This window comes from Pseudomonas fluorescens (assembly GCF_001307155.1).
Taxonomy (GTDB): Bacteria; Pseudomonadota; Gammaproteobacteria; order Pseudomonadales; family Pseudomonadaceae; genus Aquipseudomonas; species Aquipseudomonas helvetica.
This window is the reverse complement of the sequence record NZ_CP012830.1, coordinates 5,700,471-5,717,110: the sequence shown is the minus strand read 5'-3', so window position 1 is coordinate 5,717,110 and position 16,640 is coordinate 5,700,471. Positions and strand designations below refer to the sequence as shown.

Below are 16,640 nucleotides of genomic sequence, written 5' to 3'. Positions count from 1 at the left end.
TCTGTATCAGCTAGCAGCCATCTGCCACTATTGGCAATCACCCCCGTAACTTTTCACTTCATCACGGCGAACCTTTTCGCTGGATGAACGCTATTTGTGTTGGCTGATTGTCCTGCCGCAAAGATGCGCTGTTGGAGCTTTTTTTCATGCGTCCCCCGTTTCCCCTCATCACACCGTGCCCGGTTCTGGGCTTCGGCGCTTTGCTGCTGTGCGCAGGTTTTACCGCGCAGTCCCAGGCCAGCGGTTTTATCGAAGACAGCAGCGTCAAAGTCGAATCGCGCACGGTGTATTTCAACCGCGATTTTCGTGATGGTCATACCTCGAACGAGCAGGGTGCGTCGAAGCGTGACGAGTCGGCCCAGGGTTTCATTCTCAATCTGCAATCGGGCTACACCGAAGGCACCGTAGGGTTCGGCGTCGATGCGTTGGGCATGCTCGGGCTCAAACTCGATTCCAGCCCCGACAGCAGCAACAGCGGCTTGTTGCCGTCCACCGGCGAGAACCCGCGAGGCTCGAAAGACCAATACGCCAAGCTGGGTTTGACGGCCAAAGTCCGCGTCTCGCAAAGCGTTCTGAAGTACGGTGCGCAGTTGCCTGACTTGCCACTGCTCAAGTACAACGATGGCCGTCTGCTGCCGACGATGTTAAACGGTGTGATGCTCACATCGAAAGAATTCAAGGACCTGACCTTCACGGCCGCTCGCCTGGACAAATACACCGCTCGGGATTCCACCGACGCCCAGGACATCCGCGTGCACTGCAAGAACAAGCGTTACGCCTGCAACGTCACGGCCGATCACTTCGATATGTATGGCATCGATTACAAGATCAACGAGCGCCTGACCGCTCAGTATCATTACGCCGAACTGGAAGATATCTACCGTCAGCACTTTGTCGGTTTGCTGGCCAATCAGCCATTAGGCTCGGGCCTGTTGAAGGCTGACCTGCGCGTATTCGACAGTGCCGACAGCGGCGCCGCTCGCGCCGGCTCCATCGAGAACCGTGCCTTGAGTGGCATGCTCGGCTACACCCTTGGCGGTCACACGCTAAGCGCCGGCTGGCAGCGAATGATCGGTGATAACTCGATGCCGTACCTGGATGGCAGTAACCCGTATCTGGTCAACTATGTGCAGGTCAACGACTTCGCTGCGGCCCAGGAACGCTCCTGGCAGTTGCGCTACGACTACGACTTCAAGGCCGTCGGCCTCAATGGCTTGAGCTTCCTGACCCGCTATGTGAATGGCGATCAGATCAAGGTGCCGGGCAGCGAGCAGGAAGGCAAGGAGTGGGAGCGCGACAGCGAGCTCAAGTATGTAGTGCAGAGCGGGACGTTCAAGGATCTGAGCCTGCGGCTGCGCAACGCGACGTATCGGAGCAACTACGAGAAGTTCGCCCGGGATGTGGATGAGACCCGGTTGATTGTGAGTTACAACTTTTCGGTGTTGTGACAGTGAGAGTGGTGGTGTGAGGTAGACCGCTTTCGCGGGCAAGCCTTGCTCCTACGGGTGATCAATGTCGTCAAGTAACACGTGACCTGTAGGAGCAAAGCTTGCTCGCGAAGAGGCCCTCACATTCAGCGCATTTCCAACTGATGCCGGTACGGCAAATCCGGCCCGGTCTTGCTGCACGTCAGGGCGGCTGCGCTGATGGCGAACCTGAGCATCGCGTCGATCTGTTCGCGGCTCAAGCGCTGCAAGCCGTCGACTGAATCGAGCTGTTGCTCGGTCAGCCAGGTGATCAATGCAGCCTGGAAAGTGTCACCGGCACCAACGGTGTCGGCAATGACCACCTTGCTTGCCGGCGCGGACCAACTGCCATGACGACGGCTGAACACCGTCGCACCCTGGCCGCCGCGGGTCAGGAACACCAATTGGCAGCGATGTTCGAGCCAGCTGTCGATCACACTCTGCGGCTCGCGCCCCGGATACAGCAGGCTCAAGTCTTCGTCGCTGACCTTGATCAGGTCGGCGTATTTCATCAACTCGGCAATCCGCGAACGCCACAATTCGATGTCCGGCTCGGGATTAAGCCGTACATTCGGATCGAGGCTGATCAGGCGTTTACCGCTTTCCCGACGTACCAGCGCCAGCAGTGTGTCGGCAATCGGTTGCACCACCAGCGAGAACGAGCCGATGTGCAGACCGCGCACCTCATCACTCAACTCTGGCAGATGGGCGAGCGTGAGCTGGCGATCAGCGCAACCTTCACCGCGAAAGCTGTAATGTGGCGAGCCATTGGCACCGACCGCGACCATCGCCAGGGTGGTTGGCGCGTCGAAGTCCAGCAAGTAATCAGCACGTACCCCTTCATCAGCTAACACCTGCTGCAAGCGACGGCCGAGGTAGTCGGTGGACAGCCCGGCGAACAGCGCCGAGTCCACCCCCAATCGACGTAAGCCGACCGCCACGTTGAATGGTGATCCGCCGGCAATTGCCTTGTAATTCACGGTCGAAGCCTGACTGCTGGCCGCGTTTTCGCTGAAGAAATCGAACAGTGCTTCTCCACACACCAGATACATAGTTGTTCACTCTTTAAAGGGTTGCGACCTGTTGGCGATAACGCTCATAGGCCTGTTGGTAGGCCGCTACATTCGCCGCAACGGGTTGGGTTTCGCTGCTGGGGTCGAGGCTGACACAGCGCTCGCACAACGCCAACAGACTTTGCTGGGTACCGGCGGCCGACTCGCACCACGCCGCCTGAATCGCTGCACCGAGGGCTGCGGCCTCGCTGTGTTCGGTGCACACCACCGGGGTATTCATGATGTCGGCGACCATCTGCCGCCATGCCGGGCTTTTTGAGCCACCACCGGTGAGGCGAATGCTGCGGCTCTGCAATCCGTTGTGACGCAATAGGTCCAGACCATAACGCAAACCGAAAGTGGTGCCTTCAACCACCGCGCGGCAGAGGTTGGCCTGGGTCAGGTTGCTCATGTTCAGCCCCAGCAGGCTGCCGGTGGCATGGGGCAGGGCGGGGACGCGCTCGCCGTTGAGGAACGGCAGCATGCTCACGCCTTCGGCGCCAATCGGTGACTGCTCGACCCGGGCATTGAATTGTGAGAGGTCGAGATCGAACAGCTCACGCACGGCGCTGGTCGCGTTGGTCAGATTCATTGTGCAAATCAACGGCAGCCAGCCGCCACTGGAGGAGCAGAACGTTGCGACTGCCGCGTCCGGGCTGACGTTGGGCTGCTCGGCGTAGGCATACACGGTGCCCGAAGAGCCCAGGCTCATGGTGATTGCACCGGGCTGGATATTGCCGGTGCCGAGGGCGCCCATCATGTTGTCGCCGCCACCGCTGGCGACCAGCGCCTTTGGGTTGATGCCCAATCGTTCGGCGATGTCCGGCAAAATCGTGCCGACCGCCTGATGCGCCTCCAGCAGTTCGGGCAGCGCCGCTTGCAAGCGCCCACTGGGGTCGATGTCACGAAGTAGCTGCAGATCCCATTGGCGGCTTCGCACATTGAAGTAGCCGGTACCCGAAGCATCGCCGAACTCGCTGCAGCAGCGCCCGGTCAGCCAATAGTTGAGGTAGTCGTGGGGCAACAGAATGTGAGCGATGCGGGCGAAAATTTGCGGATGCTGCTCTTCGGTCCACAACAGTTTGGACACGGTATAGCCCGGTGCGATGGCCACGCCGAGGCGTTCCAACGAGCCACTTTCGCCGCCCAGATGAGCTAGCAATCGCTGGTTTTCTGCGGTGGTTTCAGTGTCGCACCAGAGCTTGGCCGGGCGCAGGACCTGACCTTGTTCATCGAGCAGGACCAGGCCATGTTGCTGGCCTGAGACGCCGATGCCGAGAATCTCCCGGCCGCTGATGTTGGCGGCGAGTAAGGCCTGGCGAGTGGCGAGGGTCAAGGCTTCAAGCCATTGGGCCGGGTCTTGTTCACGACGGCCATTGGCGCTGCTGATCAGGCTGTGGGCGGCGGCGCCTTGACCGAGAACTTTACCGCTGCGCGAATCGAGGATCAGCGCTTTGGTGCCCTGGGTGCCGCAGTCGATGCCGAGGAACAGGTTCCTGATACTCATGAAAACTCCGATGCAGATCGTTCCCACGCTCTGCGTGGGAACGATCATTGTGCGAGTATTTTTTCGAGCGTTCGCGTCACACCATCTTCACGCAAGCTGTTGCAGCACCATTCAAACGCTGCAACAAACTCCGCAGAGTGGGGGATCGCCGTGCCAAAGATTTCCTCAACCTCCAGCATCCGCTGAGTGATCAACGCATCATCGGCCACCAGCGCCTGACAGAACTCTGCCCGTGGGTCGGGAATCGGGTAGGTATCGCCATTCTCATCCACGCCCTTCAAATAAATCGCCCACGCGGCCACTACCAATGCCGCCCGCTTGGTCTCGCGACCATCGGCAATCAAGCGGTTGATGGTTGGTACGGTGAATTTCGGAAACTTCGACGAGCCGTCGGAGCAAACCCGCGCCAGTTGATCGGCAATCGCCTGATTGGAGAAGCGTTCGACCAGGGTGTTCTTGTACTGCGTCAGGTCAATGCCCGGCACCGGCGCCAATTGCGGCGTTACGTCGAGGTCCATATAGGCGCGCATGTAACGCACGAACAATGGATCGTTCATGGTTTCGTGGACGAAGCGATAGCCCTTGAGAAAGCCCAGGTAGGTCAGGGCCAGGTGGCTGCCGTTGAGCAGTTTGATTTTCATCTCTTCGTAAGGCGTGACGTCGTCGGTGAACTGCACACCGACTTTTTCCCAGGCCGGACGACCGTTGACGAAGTTGTCTTCCAGCACCCATTGCACGAAAGGTTCGCAGACCACTGGCCATAGATCGTCGATGCCGTGTTCGTCGTGCAGGTGCAAACGGTGAGCCGAGCTGGTCATCGGGGTGATGCGGTCGACCATGGCGTTGGGGAAACTGACGTTTGCGCCGATCCAGTCCCGCAGGTCGGCGTCGCGCAGGGCGGCGAAGGCCAGCAGGGCCTTACGGGTGACCGCGCCGTTGTGCGGCAGGTTATCGCAGGACATCAAGGTGAACGCTGGAATGCCGGCGGCGCGGCGTTTGGCCAGGGCCGCACAGAGGAAACCGAACACGGTTTTCGGTGCGTTCGGATGCGCCAGGTCATGCTGGATCTGTGGCAGCTGGGCCATGAACTCACCCGTGCTGTCGTCAATGCAATAACCCCCCTCGGTGATGGTCAGCGAGACGATGCGAATGTCCGGGCTGGCGAGTTTATCGATCAGCGCCTGGGTGTCGTCTTCGGCCAGCAGCATGTCGCTGATGGCACCGATGACCCGTACTTCGGTGTCGCCGCTGTCGCCCAGTTCAAACAGCGTGAACAGGTAATCCTGGCTGGCCAGGTCATCCCGGGCGCGGCGATCTTCGGCACGCAGGCCGATGCCGCAGATGCTCCAGTCCAGGCCTTCTCCAGTATTCATCAAGGCATCGGTGTAATAGGCCTGATGGGCGCGATGGAAACCGCCGACGCCGATGTGTGCGATACCTTGGCGAGTCGCACTCAGGGTGTAGGCGGGCAGAGCCACTTCAGGTGCCAGACGGGTAAGGTTGGGCTTGTTCAGTTTCATGTCGGATCTCGTCAATCAGGCAGCGGCACGCAGCGGTCTGGCCACTGCCACCCCGTTGGCATCGAATAAGTGGCAGTGTTCGGCGTCCAGGTGCAGGCTCAGTTGTTCGCCATAACGACTCGCCAGATCGCCGCGAATGCGCATGGTCAGCGCTTCACCGGAGGCGGTCAGAACGTGGCAGAAGGTGTCGCTGCCCAGGCGTTCGCTGACGTCCGCGGTGACTTGCAAGGTGCAGTCGCCGGGTAACGCGAGGTTCAGGTGTTCCGGACGAATACCCAGCGTCACCGCGCCGCCAATGCTCAGGTTGGCACCGCTCAGTGGCAATGTGATGCGAGTGCCAGCGTCCAGTAGCACTTCGCAGTTCTGGCGTTCGACACGGGTGACCTTACCCTTGAGAAAGCCCATTTTCGGGGTGCCGAGAAAGCCTGCGACAAACAGGTTGGCCGGTTGGTGATAGAGCTCCAGCGGCGAGCCGACCTGTTCGATCCGGCCACCGTTGAGCACCACGACTTTGTCAGCCAGGGTCATGGCTTCGACCTGGTCGTGGGTCACGTAAATCATCGTCGCCTGCAGTTCTTTATGCAGTCGTGCCAGCTCCAGGCGCATCTGTACTCGCAGGGCGGCGTCGAGGTTGGACAGTGGTTCATCGAACAGGAAGATTTTCGGGTTGCGCACAATCGCCCGGCCAATCGCCACGCGCTGACGCTGACCACCGGAGAGCTGTTTCGGCTTGCGTTCGAGCATCGGCCCGAGTTCGAGAATCCGTGCCGCTTCGTTGACTTTTTTCTCCACCTCGGCCTTGTTCACTCCGGCCAGGTCGAGGGCGAAGGACATGTTCTTGCGCACGCTCATGTGCGGATACAAGGCGTAGGTCTGGAACACCATTGCCAGATCGCGCTTGGCCGGGCTGACTTCGGTGATGTCGCGTCCGTCCAGTTCGATGGTGCCGGCAGTGACTTCTTCCAGACCGGCGATCAGCCGCAGCAGGGTTGATTTACCACAACCGGACGGGCCGACGAAGACCACGAACTCGCGGTCGTTCACTTCAAGGTCGATGCCTTTGATGATGGAAAAGCCTTCGAAACCTTTTTGCAGATTCTTGATTTTCAGATGGGCCATGACGGGCCTCCGCTTTTAATGATTCGAAAGGGGCGTTATTTCACGGCGCCGAAGGACAGGCCGCGGACCAGTTGTTTCTGGCTGATCCAGCCGAAGATCAGGATCGGTGCGCAGGCCAGCGTCGAGACCGCCGACAACTTGGCCCAGAACAACCCTTCGGGACTGGAGTACGAGGCGATCAATGCAGTCAATGGCGCGGCTTTGGAGGAGGTGAGGTTCAGCGACCAGAACGCCTCGTTCCAGCACAGGATCAACGACAGCAACACGGTCGATGCCAGTCCGCCCTTGGCAATCGGCAGCAGCACCCGGACCATTTCCTGCCACAGCGTGGCGCCATCCAGGCGCGCGGCTTCGAGGATGTCCTTGGGAATGTCCTTGAAGTAGGTGTAAATCATCCAGACCACAATCGGCAGGTTGATCAACGTGTAGATGATGATCAGCGCGATCCGCGTATCGAGCAGGCCGAAACTCTTGGCCAGCAGGTAGATCGGCATCAGCACGCCCACCGGCGGCAGCATCTTGGTCGAGAGCATCCACAACAGCGTGCCTTTGGTGCGCTGGGTTTCGTAGAACGCCATCGAGTACGCCGCCGGCACCGCGATCAGCAGGCACAGGGCGGTGGCGCTGAACGAAATCACCACCGAGTTCCAGGCGAAGCTGAAGTAGCCGCTGCGCTCGTTGACGTGCAGGTAGTTCTCTAAAGTTGGCGTGAAGATGAACTGCGGCGGCGTGGCGAACGCATCGATCTCGGTTTTGAAACTGGTCAGCACCATCCAGAAGATCGGGAAGAAGATCAGGATCGCGATGGCCCAGGCCAGGGTGCCCAGCAGCAGGCTTTGCAGGCGGCGGGTTTGTTGAAGAGTCATGGCGCAGGCCTCAGGCTTTATCTGTCAGGTTTTTGCCGAGCATCCGCACCAGGATGATCGCTGCGATGTTGGCAATCACCACCGCAATCAAGCCACCGGCCGAGGCCATGCCGACGTCGAACTGCACCAGCGCCTGGTTGTAGATCAGGTAGGCGAGGTTGGTCGAGGCGTAGCCGGGGCCACCGTTGGTGGTGGTGAAGATTTCGGCAAACACCGAGAGCAGGAAGATGGTTTCGATCATCACCACCACTGCAATCGGCCGTGCCAGGTGCGGCAGGGTCAGGTGCCAGAAGATCGCGATGGGGCCGGCACCATCCAGGCGCGCGGCTTCTTTCTGTTCCTGATCGAGTGACTGCATGGCGGTCATCAGGATCAGGATCGCGAAGGGCAGCCATTGCCACGAGACAATGATGATGATCGACAGCAGCGGGTAGTGCGCGAGCCAGTCCACCGGTTGCGCGCCGAAGAGTTTCCACACGGCCGCGAGAATCCCCGAGACCGGATGGAAGATCAGGTTCTTCCAGATCAGCGCGCCGACGGTGGGCATGATGAAGAACGGCGAGATCAACATCACCCGCACGATGCCGCGACCGAGGAACTCACTGGCCTCCAGCAGGGCACTGATCAACACCCCGAACACCACGCTGATCAGCAGCACGCTGCCAACCAGCAACAAGGTATTGGTGGCGCCGGGCAGGAAGCCCGAATCGGTCAGGAAGTAGCTGAAGTTCTCCAGCCCGACGAAGGCGTTGTCGCCGGGGTACAGCAGGTTGTAGCGGATCAGCGAAAAGTACAGGGTCATGCCCAGCGGCACGATCATCCACAGCAGCAACAGCGCCACCGAAGGGCTGACCAGAAACCAGCCCGGGTTGGCCAGCCGGCTTTTACGCAGCGGCGCCGGAATGTCCATTTGTGCTTTGAGAGTCGAGGTATTCATGGCGATCACAACCGATTGGTGACAGCTCTTGTAGGAGCTGAGCTTGCTAGCGATGAACGATAATGAGGTTCATCTGACAGACCGCATTGCGGCAATCGCGGGCAAGCCTTGCTCCTACAGAGGCAGTTATTATTTGGGATAACCGGCGCGCTTCATTTCACGTTCGGTGGTTTGCTGGGCGGCCGCCAGGGCCTGGTCGACGGTGGTCTGACCGATCAGCGCGGCGGAGAACAGCTTGCCGACCTGGGTACCAACGGCCTGGAACTCAGGAATGGTCACCAACTGGATGCCGATGTAGGGCACCGGCTTGAGGGTCGGTTTGCCTGGATCGGCAACCTTCAGCGATTCCAGCGTGACCTTGGCGAACGGCGCGGCATTCATGTAGGCCTCGCTGTAGGTCGAGGCGCGAGTGCCAGGCGGCACGTTGGCGATGCCGTCCTTCTCGGCCACCAGTGCGCCGTACTCTTTGGAGGTGGCCCAGGCGCTGAAGGTTTTCGCTGCATCCTTGGCTTTGGAGCTGGTGGGAATCGCCAGTGCCCAGGAGTACAACCAGGCCGAGCCTTTGTCGGTCACTTGATGGGGCGCGTAAGTGAAGCCGACGTGCTCGCTGACTTTGCTTTGAGTCTTGTCGGTGACGAACGAACCGGCGACGCTGGCGTCGACCCAGATCGCGCACTTGCCACTGTTGAACAGCGCGAGGTTCTCGTTGAAACCATTACTGGAAGCACCCGGTGGGCCGGATTTTTTCATGGTGTCGGCGTAGAAGCTCAGCGCGTTCTTCCACTCGGGACCGCTGAATTCCGGCTGCCACTTCTCATCGAACCAGCGTGCGCCGTAGGCATTGGCGATAGTGGTGATCAGCGCCATGTTCTCGCCCCAGCCGGCCTTGCCGCGCAGGCAGATACCGTACTGTTCCTGGTCGGGTTTGTTGAGTTTGCCAGCGAATTCGCCGATCTGCTCCCAGGTCGGATGCTCGGGCATCGCCAGGCCTGCGTCCTTGAACAGGTCGGTGCGGTAATAGGTCATGGAGCTTTCGGCATAGAACGGCAGGGCGTAGAGCGTGCCCTTGACCGACAGGCCTTCACGCACGGAAGGGAATACGTCGTCGAGCGCGTAACCGGCGGGGAGATCCTTCATCGGTTCCAGCCAGCCCTTGGCGCCCCACAGTGCAGCTTCGTACATGCCGATGGTCAACACATCGAACTGGCCGCCCTGGGTGGCGATGTCGGTGGTCAGGCGCTGACGCAGGACGTTTTCTTCCAGTACCACCCAATTGAGCTTGATCTCCGGGTGCTCGGCCTCGAAGGTTTTCGAGAGCTTTTGCATGCGGATCATGTCGCTGTTGTTGACGGTGGCAATGGTCAAGGTTTGTGCGCCAAGGCTGACGCTGCTGAGGGTCATGCAGGTGCAGGCAAGCAGAGCTTTTACAGTGGGTTTCATCGCGCACTCCTCTTCTGAGCCCTGGGGGCAGCAGAAGGACAGTTATTGTTTTTGTGTCTTCCGGAGGTAGGAAGAATCTGAGGCTGATTACAGCCCTCAACACACGCGATGACAAATCATTGGTAGCACTTGCACTGATACTTTTTTGCACATGGAAAGATCGCAGGCTACGCCAGCCATTTGTTGGAGACGGCGCAGCCTGCGATTTTTAATGTTTTCTTACCAAAGTTTGACGCTGTAACTGAGGACCAGGCGGTTTTCGTTGGTGTCGCGTTGGTAGTTGCTTTTGCTCATACCGTTGCGCCAGCGGGCGCTGACGTTCTTCAGCGGTCCGCTCTGGATGGTGTAGCCGAGGTCGATGTCTCGTTCCCACTCCCGGCCTTCGCCGACAAATTTTTTGATCTGCGCCTGATCGCCCTTGGCGTAGCGTGTGGAGAACAGCAGCCCCGGAATGCCCACCGTAGCAAAGTCAAAATCGTAGCGGGCGTGCCACGCGCGTTCCCTGGTTTGCGAGAAGTTGCTCAGTTGGTATTCGGTGAACAGGTAAGTGTTGCTGCCGTCGACATACGCAAACGGTGTTTCACCGTACTGCTGCTGGAAGCCGCCACCGATGGAGTGTCCGGCAATCGCATACATGAAGCGCGTGCTCAATGCGCGGTTGTCGACGGTGCCGGCCAAGCCTGCACCGGCAGCGTCAGCACTGAAATAGCGAATATCGCTCTTCAGCGTACCGCCGCCCAGCGCCAGGCTGTGCTTGAGGCCGACGTAGTGCTGCTGATATATGTCCTCAAGCTGCGCGTAGTAATAGCTACCGGTAAGCGTTGGGTTGAACCGGTAATCAGCGCCGCCGAAACGGAACTCATCGCTTTTTGCCGAGTTCTTGTAAGCGCCGTTCTGGCTGGTCAGTCCCATCTTTTCGTAGTTGGTTGATTCCCGCTGTTTGACCTGATCGATCTGCCCGCCGCGTAAGGTCAGGCCCTTGATGTCGCTGGAGCTGAGCAGGGCGCCTTCGAAGCTCTGCGGCAGGACTCGGCTGGTGTTCGGTTGCAGCAGCGGCAAGTCGGGCAGCAAATGGCCGACTCGCAGCTCGCTCTTGGCAACGCGGGCCTTGGCGGTCAGGCCTACCTTGGAATAGCTGTCGTGGGCACGTCTGGCGTAACTCGGTTTGCCCGGTTCGGCTGTGCTTTCTCGGGATAACAAACCGCTGCCGGAGCGATCCGGGCTGGAGTCGAGCTTCAGCCCGAGCATGCCGAGTGCATCCAGGCCAAAACCGACCGTGCCTTCGGTGTAGCCCGACTGCAGGTTCAGCAGAAATCCCTGGGCCCATTCATCACGCTTGGACTGGCCATTACCTTCGCGGTAGTCGCGGTTGAAGTAGTAGTTTTTCGAGTCCAGCGTGGCCTTGCTGTCCTTGAGGAACTCCGCTTCGGCGGCCATCGGCAGCAGGCTGGTGCCGCCGATCAAGGTCAAGTGCTGCATGAGTCTGGCGTTCATGGTGTTGGCTCCTGTGAGGGCTCGTTGTTGTTTTTCGGGCATGGCTTCGCCATGGACGCATTCAGTGATGTCTGAAGGCGTCCGAGGCAAAGTCAGTGATGATTAAGGTGTGGGCTGCAGGTTTTCGGGTTTTGGTCGCAGCCGGTAACCGCCGCTTGCCAATTGTTCCAATGGGCTTGCGGCTGCCAGTAATTGGCGGGTGTAGGGGTGCAAGGGATTATCGAAGACCGCTTCGCGGCTGCCGATTTCCACGATATGGCCCTGGTGCATGACCGCCACCCGATGGGCGATGCGTTCGACGGCCGCCAGGTCATGGGAAATGAACAGGCAGGCAAAACCGTACTGCGCCTGCAAGCGCTCGAACAGTTCAAGGATTTGCTTCTGGATGGTCATGTCCAGCGCCGAAATCGGTTCGTCGGCGATCACCAGTTGCGGGTGCCGCACCAGCGCTCGGCCGATGGCCACCCGCTGGCGTTGACCGCCCGACAGTTGATGGGGAAAGCGCTCCATGAACGCTTCCGACAAACCGATATCCACCAGCGTGGTGGCGATACGCTGACGTTTTTGCTCCTCGCTTAGCTCCGGCAGATGGCGCAACGGTTCGGCGAGGGTTTCGCCAATGCGCATCCGCGGATCGAGGGACGAGTAGGGGTCTTGAAAGATCATCTGGCATTGCAGCCGATGATCACGCTGACCGGCCTTGAGGATATCGACGCCCTTGAAGCGAATCTCGCCGGCACAGGGTTTGACCAGTCCCACCAGTGCGCGGCCCAGTGTGGTTTTACCCGAGCCACTGCCGCCGACCAACGCCAGGGTTTCACCGGGGGCGATGCTCAGGTTGGCACTGTGTACGGCGCGCTTGGGCTGAGATTTACCCCAGAACCGTGCATGCCCCGGATGCTCGATGCTGACGCCGGTAATTTCCACCAGCGGTTTGTCGGTCGCTGGCAACGCGGCCAGTTCGCCGCGCTTGGGCAGCGCTTCGAGCAATTGGCGGGTGTAGGCGTGTTGCGGGGCCAGCAGAATGTGATTGATCGAACCTTGCTCCACGGCCTGACCGTGGCGCATGACCACCACCTTGTGGGCGTAACGCGCCACCAGCGACAGGTCGTGGCTGATGAACAGGATCGCCGTGCCTTGCTCGCGGGTCAGCTCCAGCATCAGCTCGATCACGTCCAGTTGCGCCAGGCAATCGAGGGCGGTGGTGGGTTCGTCAGCAATCAGCAACGCCGGGCGCAGCAGCATCACCGAGGCGAGCATGATCCGCTGGCGCATGCCGCCGGAGAACTCATGGGGATAGGCGCTCAGGCAGCGCTCGGGGTCGGTGATGCCGATGCGGGTGAGCATGTCGATGCAGCGTTGGCGAATCTGTGCCTTGTTCAGGTCGGTGTGCAGGCGCAGACCTTCGGCCATTTGCTCGCCAATGCGGATGGCCGGGTTGAGCGAAACCATCGGTTCCTGGAACACCATGCCGATTCGAGCACCGCGGATATCACGCAATTGCGCACAACTCAGCTGATGGAGGTCCTGGCCTTCGAAGCGGATCGCACCGCCACAGACTTCCATCGGCAGTGGCAGCAGGCCAATCGCTGCGCGTGCGGCCATGGTCTTGCCGCTCCCGGATTCGCCCACCAGCGCGACAATCTCGCCGGGCGCGACGGTAAAACTCAGGTCGTTGACCGCCAACGGGCCTTCGGCACCAGCGCGGATCAGCAGATGGTCGACTTCAAGCAACAGTTTTGGACTGGGCATGATCAACGGCTCATTCGAGGGTCGAGGCGGTCGCGCAGGGCGTCGCCGAACAGGTTGATGGCGACCAGCGCCAGGGCGATGAACAACCCCGGGAACAGGCCGAGCCAGGAGGCGTTGGCAATGTACGGGCGGCTGGCGGCGAGCATATTGCCCCAGGTCGCTGCGGGTGGCGGAACACCCAGGCCGAGGAAGCTCAAGGCACTTTCCGACAGCAGCGTCCAGCCGAACATGCTGGTGGCGAGTACGCAGAGCGGCGCAACACAGTTGGGGGCGACGTGGCGGTACAGCGTGTAGAACTCCGAATTGCCGATCACCCGTGAGGCTTCGATGAACTCGCGTTCACGCAGCGACAGCACACTGCCGCGCACCACCCGAACCACCGACGGCGTATAGGCGATGCTCAAGGCCAAAACGATGCCGTACTGGCTGGCCCCGATGATCGCCATCAAGCCCAGCGCCATCAGGATGCCGGGGAACGCCAGCAATGCATCATTGATCATCATCAGAACTCGATCGGTCCAGCCCCGCAGGTAACCGGCGAGCATGCCGATCACACTGCCGAAAAACAGCGCCAGGCACACGGTCAGCAAGCTGATCCACAAACTGGTGCGTGCACCGATGATCAAGCGGCTGAGCACGTCACGGCCAAACTCGTCGGTGCCTAGCCAATGCAGCGCCGAGGGTGCCTTGAGGCGAGACAATAGATCGATTTTCAGCGGGTCGTAAGGTGTCCAGAACACACCAAGCAGGGCCATGCTGACCAGCAGAGCCAGCAAGGTGCCGCCAATCAAGGCATTCGCCGGTGGCCAGCGCAGTGGGCGACGCGCCGGTGTAGCGCTCACGGAAAGCCGGGAGACGGTCATAATTTCACCCTTGGGTCGAAGAGTGGATAGAGCAGGTCGACCAGCAGGTTGACCGCCACGTAGATGAAAGTGATCAGTAGCAGGCAGCCTTGCAGTACGGGGTAGTCGCGAGCGTAGATAGCGTCGACCATCAAGCGACCGATGCCGGGCAGGGTGAACACTGTTTCCAGCACTGCGATGCCGCCCAGCAAATTGCCGAGGATCAGGCCGATCAAGGTCCAGGTTGGCGCAAAGGCATTCGGCAGTGCGTGACGCCACAGCACCGCGCGTTCCGATAAACCCTTGGCTCTGGCGTGGGCGATGTATTCCAGCCGTAGCACCTCGATGGTGCTGGCCCGGGCCATCCGGGTAATGGCGCCCAATTCCACCAGCGTCAGGGTGACAATCGGCAGCACCAGATAGGTCACGGCTTCAGCGGGGTTCTGGGCGAACGGCGCATAACCGACCACGGGCAGCCAGTTGAGCTTGATCCCGAACGCGTAGAGCAACAGCAAACCGAGCCAGAAACTGGGAATCGACAGCAACAGGGTTGCGCCGGTGACCAGCCCGAGGTCCAGCGCGCTGTCCTGTTTCCAGGCCGCGAACAGGCCTGCTGGAACGGCAATCAACGCCGCCAGCAGCACCGCCACCAGCACGATGCTGGCGCTGACCGAGAAGCGGTCGAGGATCAGTTCGAGCACCGGTTGTTTGCTGGTGATCGACACGCCGAGGTCGCCACTGAGCACCGACTGCAACCAATACGCGAACTGCACGCCAATCGAGTGATCCAGCCCCAATGCTGCGCGGGTGCTGGCCAGGCTTTGCGGGTCGGCCATATCGCCGAGCATCAGCAGCGCCGGGTCGCCGGGGATGAAGCGGATCAGCGCGAACACCACCACGGAAATCAGCAGCAAGGTCGGCACCGACAGTGCCAGGCGTTGAGCGATAAATCGCAACATGATCGATCTCCTAGTCGGCCAGTTTCACGCCCCACAGGCGCGGTTTGGCGATGGGCCAGGAGCGGTAACCTTCGACCCGATCCTGAAAGGCTCCGACGGTGCTGCCGTTGTACATCACCACCATCGGTACATCGGCAAGCATCTGTTGGTGCAACTGATCGAACAGGGCCTGACGTTTGCCCGGTACGATTTCGCGCATGGACTCAAGCATCCAGCCCTGCGCCTGGGGGTTGTCCCAGACCTTGCGGGGTTGCTGGTTTTTGTCGCCCATCACCGACTCGAAGTTCAGCGCCGCGTCAAAACGCGCCGAATAGGAGAACGCCATGATCTGGTACGCACCGCTCTGGTAGCGCTCCAGTTGCGTGCCCCATTCGAGGGTTTCGATATCGATGTTCAACCCGGCCGCCTGGGCCATGGCCTGGCTCAGTACGGCCATGTCGAACACGCTCTGGTAGCGTTTGTTGGTGATGATTTTCAGCGGCTGGCCGTTGTAACCGGCTTCCTTGAGCAGACGCTTGGCTTCTTCGATGTTGGCTTTGTAGCCCAGCTTCTGAACGTTCTTGTGGTACGGGCTGGTGTCTGGCACCACCGAGTTGTTGGCGTGGGACGTGCCTTCGGTGAGTGCCTGGACCATTTGTTCACTGTCCAGCGACAGCGCGATGGCACGCCGAATACGCACGTCCTTGAGCAGTGGATCGCGGGTCTGGAACAGCAGGGCGTTGAGCGACATGTTGGCACTGCTGGAGGTCTTGATGCCTGGCAAGGCGCCGAGTTCGTGGGCATCCATCACCGTGACATCGGGCAGCACATCGACCCCTTTCGATTGCAACGCGGCTTTGGCGGCTGCCGCATCGGGGATGACCATGAAGCGCAGGTTATCGATAAACGCCTGCTTGTTGCCGGTATAACCGTCGGTGCCTGTCTCCGGGCGGGCGCTGTAGTCGGCAAAGCGTTGCAGATCGACATATTGCCCCGGTTTCCATTCGGCAAGCTTGAACGGCCCGGTACCGATCGGCGCTTGCCACTTGCCGTTCGCATCGACAGAGGTCGGGTGCAGGATGCCGGTGCCGCCGCAATCGGAGCGGGCCATTTGTGCGAGGAACAGGCCATTGGGTTTGTCCAGCGTGAAGACCACGGTCAATGGATCCGGCGCGCTGATGTCGGCGACTTTTGCCACCCCGCGGCCATCGAAGTCTGCGAGACAGCGCCATTGGGTTTGCGGGTCGAGATAGCGTTTCCAGGTCCACAGCACGTCGGCGGACGTGAGGGCGGCGCCGTCATGAAACTTCACCCCGTCACGCAGGGTGAAGCGGTACTCGAGGCCATCGGCCGACACCTCGACCTTGCTGGCCAGCAGCATGCCGACCGAGGCGTCTTCGCGGTAAGCCACCAGGCCTTCGACAATGTGCAGGATCACCGCGTCGGTGTTTTCGTCGCGATTGACGCCGGGATCGGTGCTGCGAATATCCGCGTTGAGGGCTACACGCAAGGTGCTGGCGGTGGCGTTGAGACTGCCAAGAGCGAGACTGCTGAACCCTAGCGTCAGGGCGATACGAGTGAATGTATGCACGGGAGTGATTCTCCATGGGCGGTTTGCGACGGTGAGAGCCGGCAGGCGTCGCAAACCGTTAGTTGTTTATTGTCATTGTTCTTGTCGTGCCGCCCGCAGGGCAGGGTGTCGCGTGA

Annotated in this window: 13 protein-coding genes; 1 reads left to right on the top strand and 12 read right to left on the bottom strand. The window is 60.3% G+C overall.

Annotated elements, in window-relative coordinates:
- Positions 1-146 precede the first annotated feature (146 nt).
- Entirely contained in the window at positions 147-1,448 is a 1,302-nt protein-coding gene (locus tag AO353_RS25915) for an OprD family porin (protein ID WP_054597535.1), read from the top strand.
- 125 nt (positions 1,449-1,573) lie between these two features.
- Here AO353_RS25915 and AO353_RS25910 read toward each other — a convergent pair whose 3' ends face one another.
- From AO353_RS25910 to AO353_RS25855, 12 genes are all read right to left on the bottom strand, one after another.
- Positions 1,574-2,518, bottom strand: coding sequence for a carbohydrate kinase family protein (locus AO353_RS25910; protein ID WP_054597534.1), 945 nt, complete (start codon positions 2,516-2,518; stop codon positions 1,574-1,576).
- 13 nt (positions 2,519-2,531) lie between these two features.
- Positions 2,532-4,025 (bottom strand): xylulokinase, encoded by a 1,494-nt coding sequence (gene xylB / locus AO353_RS25905; protein WP_054597533.1) that lies wholly within the window; start codon positions 4,023-4,025, stop codon positions 2,532-2,534.
- A 44-nt stretch (positions 4,026-4,069) separates the two neighbouring features.
- On the bottom strand, positions 4,070-5,545 hold the full coding sequence (locus AO353_RS25900; RefSeq protein ID WP_054597532.1) for a mannitol dehydrogenase family protein: 1,476 nt from the start codon (positions 5,543-5,545) through the stop codon (positions 4,070-4,072).
- A gap of 15 nt (positions 5,546-5,560) precedes the next feature.
- A complete protein-coding gene (locus tag AO353_RS25895; protein ID WP_054597531.1) occupies positions 5,561-6,664 on the bottom strand; it encodes an ABC transporter ATP-binding protein in 1,104 nt (367 codons plus the stop codon).
- A gap of 35 nt (positions 6,665-6,699) precedes the next feature.
- Positions 6,700-7,530 carry a carbohydrate ABC transporter permease gene (locus AO353_RS25890; RefSeq protein ID WP_054597530.1) on the bottom strand — a complete coding sequence of 277 codons (831 nt, stop codon included), beginning with the start codon at positions 7,528-7,530 and terminating at the stop codon, positions 6,700-6,702.
- Positions 7,531-7,540: 10 nt separating this feature from the next.
- The gene (locus tag AO353_RS25885; protein WP_054597529.1) at positions 7,541-8,467 is read right to left on the bottom strand and encodes a carbohydrate ABC transporter permease; all 927 of its coding nucleotides are present in this window, start codon (positions 8,465-8,467) and stop codon (positions 7,541-7,543) included.
- Between the two features lie 129 nt (positions 8,468-8,596).
- Entirely contained in the window at positions 8,597-9,907 is a 1,311-nt protein-coding gene (locus tag AO353_RS25880; protein ID WP_054597528.1) for an ABC transporter substrate-binding protein, read from the bottom strand.
- A gap of 219 nt (positions 9,908-10,126) precedes the next feature.
- Complete coding sequence (locus AO353_RS25875) at positions 10,127-11,401, bottom strand: OprD family porin (RefSeq protein WP_054597527.1); 1,275 nt, start codon at positions 11,399-11,401, stop codon at positions 10,127-10,129.
- 102 nt (positions 11,402-11,503) lie between these two features.
- The gene (locus AO353_RS25870; RefSeq protein WP_054597526.1) at positions 11,504-13,153 is read right to left on the bottom strand and encodes an ABC transporter ATP-binding protein; all 1,650 of its coding nucleotides are present in this window, start codon (positions 13,151-13,153) and stop codon (positions 11,504-11,506) included.
- 2 nt (positions 13,154-13,155) lie between these two features.
- The gene (locus tag AO353_RS25865; protein WP_081013825.1) at positions 13,156-14,016 is read right to left on the bottom strand and encodes an ABC transporter permease; all 861 of its coding nucleotides are present in this window, start codon (positions 14,014-14,016) and stop codon (positions 13,156-13,158) included.
- Positions 14,013-14,954 carry an ABC transporter permease gene (locus tag AO353_RS25860; RefSeq protein ID WP_054597525.1) on the bottom strand — a complete coding sequence of 314 codons (942 nt, stop codon included), beginning with the start codon at positions 14,952-14,954 and terminating at the stop codon, positions 14,013-14,015. The genes AO353_RS25865 and AO353_RS25860 overlap by 4 nt, the downstream gene beginning before the upstream one ends.
- A gap of 10 nt (positions 14,955-14,964) precedes the next feature.
- Positions 14,965-16,524, bottom strand: a complete 1,560-nt coding sequence (locus AO353_RS25855) for an ABC transporter substrate-binding protein (protein WP_054597524.1) — start codon at positions 16,522-16,524, stop codon at positions 14,965-14,967.
- Positions 16,525-16,640: the final 116 nt, after the last annotated feature.

Coding starts and splice junctions, on each gene's coding strand:
- AO353_RS25915 (WP_054597535.1), top strand. CDS start 147: ATGCGTCCCCCGTTTCCCCTCATCACACCGTGCCCGGTTCTGGGCTTC.
- AO353_RS25910 (WP_054597534.1), bottom strand. CDS start 2,518: ATGTATCTGGTGTGTGGAGAAGCACTGTTCGATTTCTTCAGCGAAAAC.
- xylB (WP_054597533.1), bottom strand. CDS start 4,025: ATGAGTATCAGGAACCTGTTCCTCGGCATCGACTGCGGCACCCAGGGC.
- AO353_RS25900 (WP_054597532.1), bottom strand. CDS start 5,545: ATGAAACTGAACAAGCCCAACCTTACCCGTCTGGCACCTGAAGTGGCT.
- AO353_RS25895 (WP_054597531.1), bottom strand. CDS start 6,664: ATGGCCCATCTGAAAATCAAGAATCTGCAAAAAGGTTTCGAAGGCTTT.
- AO353_RS25890 (WP_054597530.1), bottom strand. CDS start 7,530: ATGACTCTTCAACAAACCCGCCGCCTGCAAAGCCTGCTGCTGGGCACC.
- AO353_RS25885 (WP_054597529.1), bottom strand. CDS start 8,467: ATGAATACCTCGACTCTCAAAGCACAAATGGACATTCCGGCGCCGCTG.
- AO353_RS25880 (WP_054597528.1), bottom strand. CDS start 9,907: ATGAAACCCACTGTAAAAGCTCTGCTTGCCTGCACCTGCATGACCCTC.
- AO353_RS25875 (WP_054597527.1), bottom strand. CDS start 11,401: ATGAACGCCAGACTCATGCAGCACTTGACCTTGATCGGCGGCACCAGC.
- AO353_RS25870 (WP_054597526.1), bottom strand. CDS start 13,153: ATGCCCAGTCCAAAACTGTTGCTTGAAGTCGACCATCTGCTGATCCGC.
- AO353_RS25865 (WP_081013825.1), bottom strand. CDS start 14,016: ATGACCGTCTCCCGGCTTTCCGTGAGCGCTACACCGGCGCGTCGCCCA.
- AO353_RS25860 (WP_054597525.1), bottom strand. CDS start 14,954: ATGTTGCGATTTATCGCTCAACGCCTGGCACTGTCGGTGCCGACCTTG.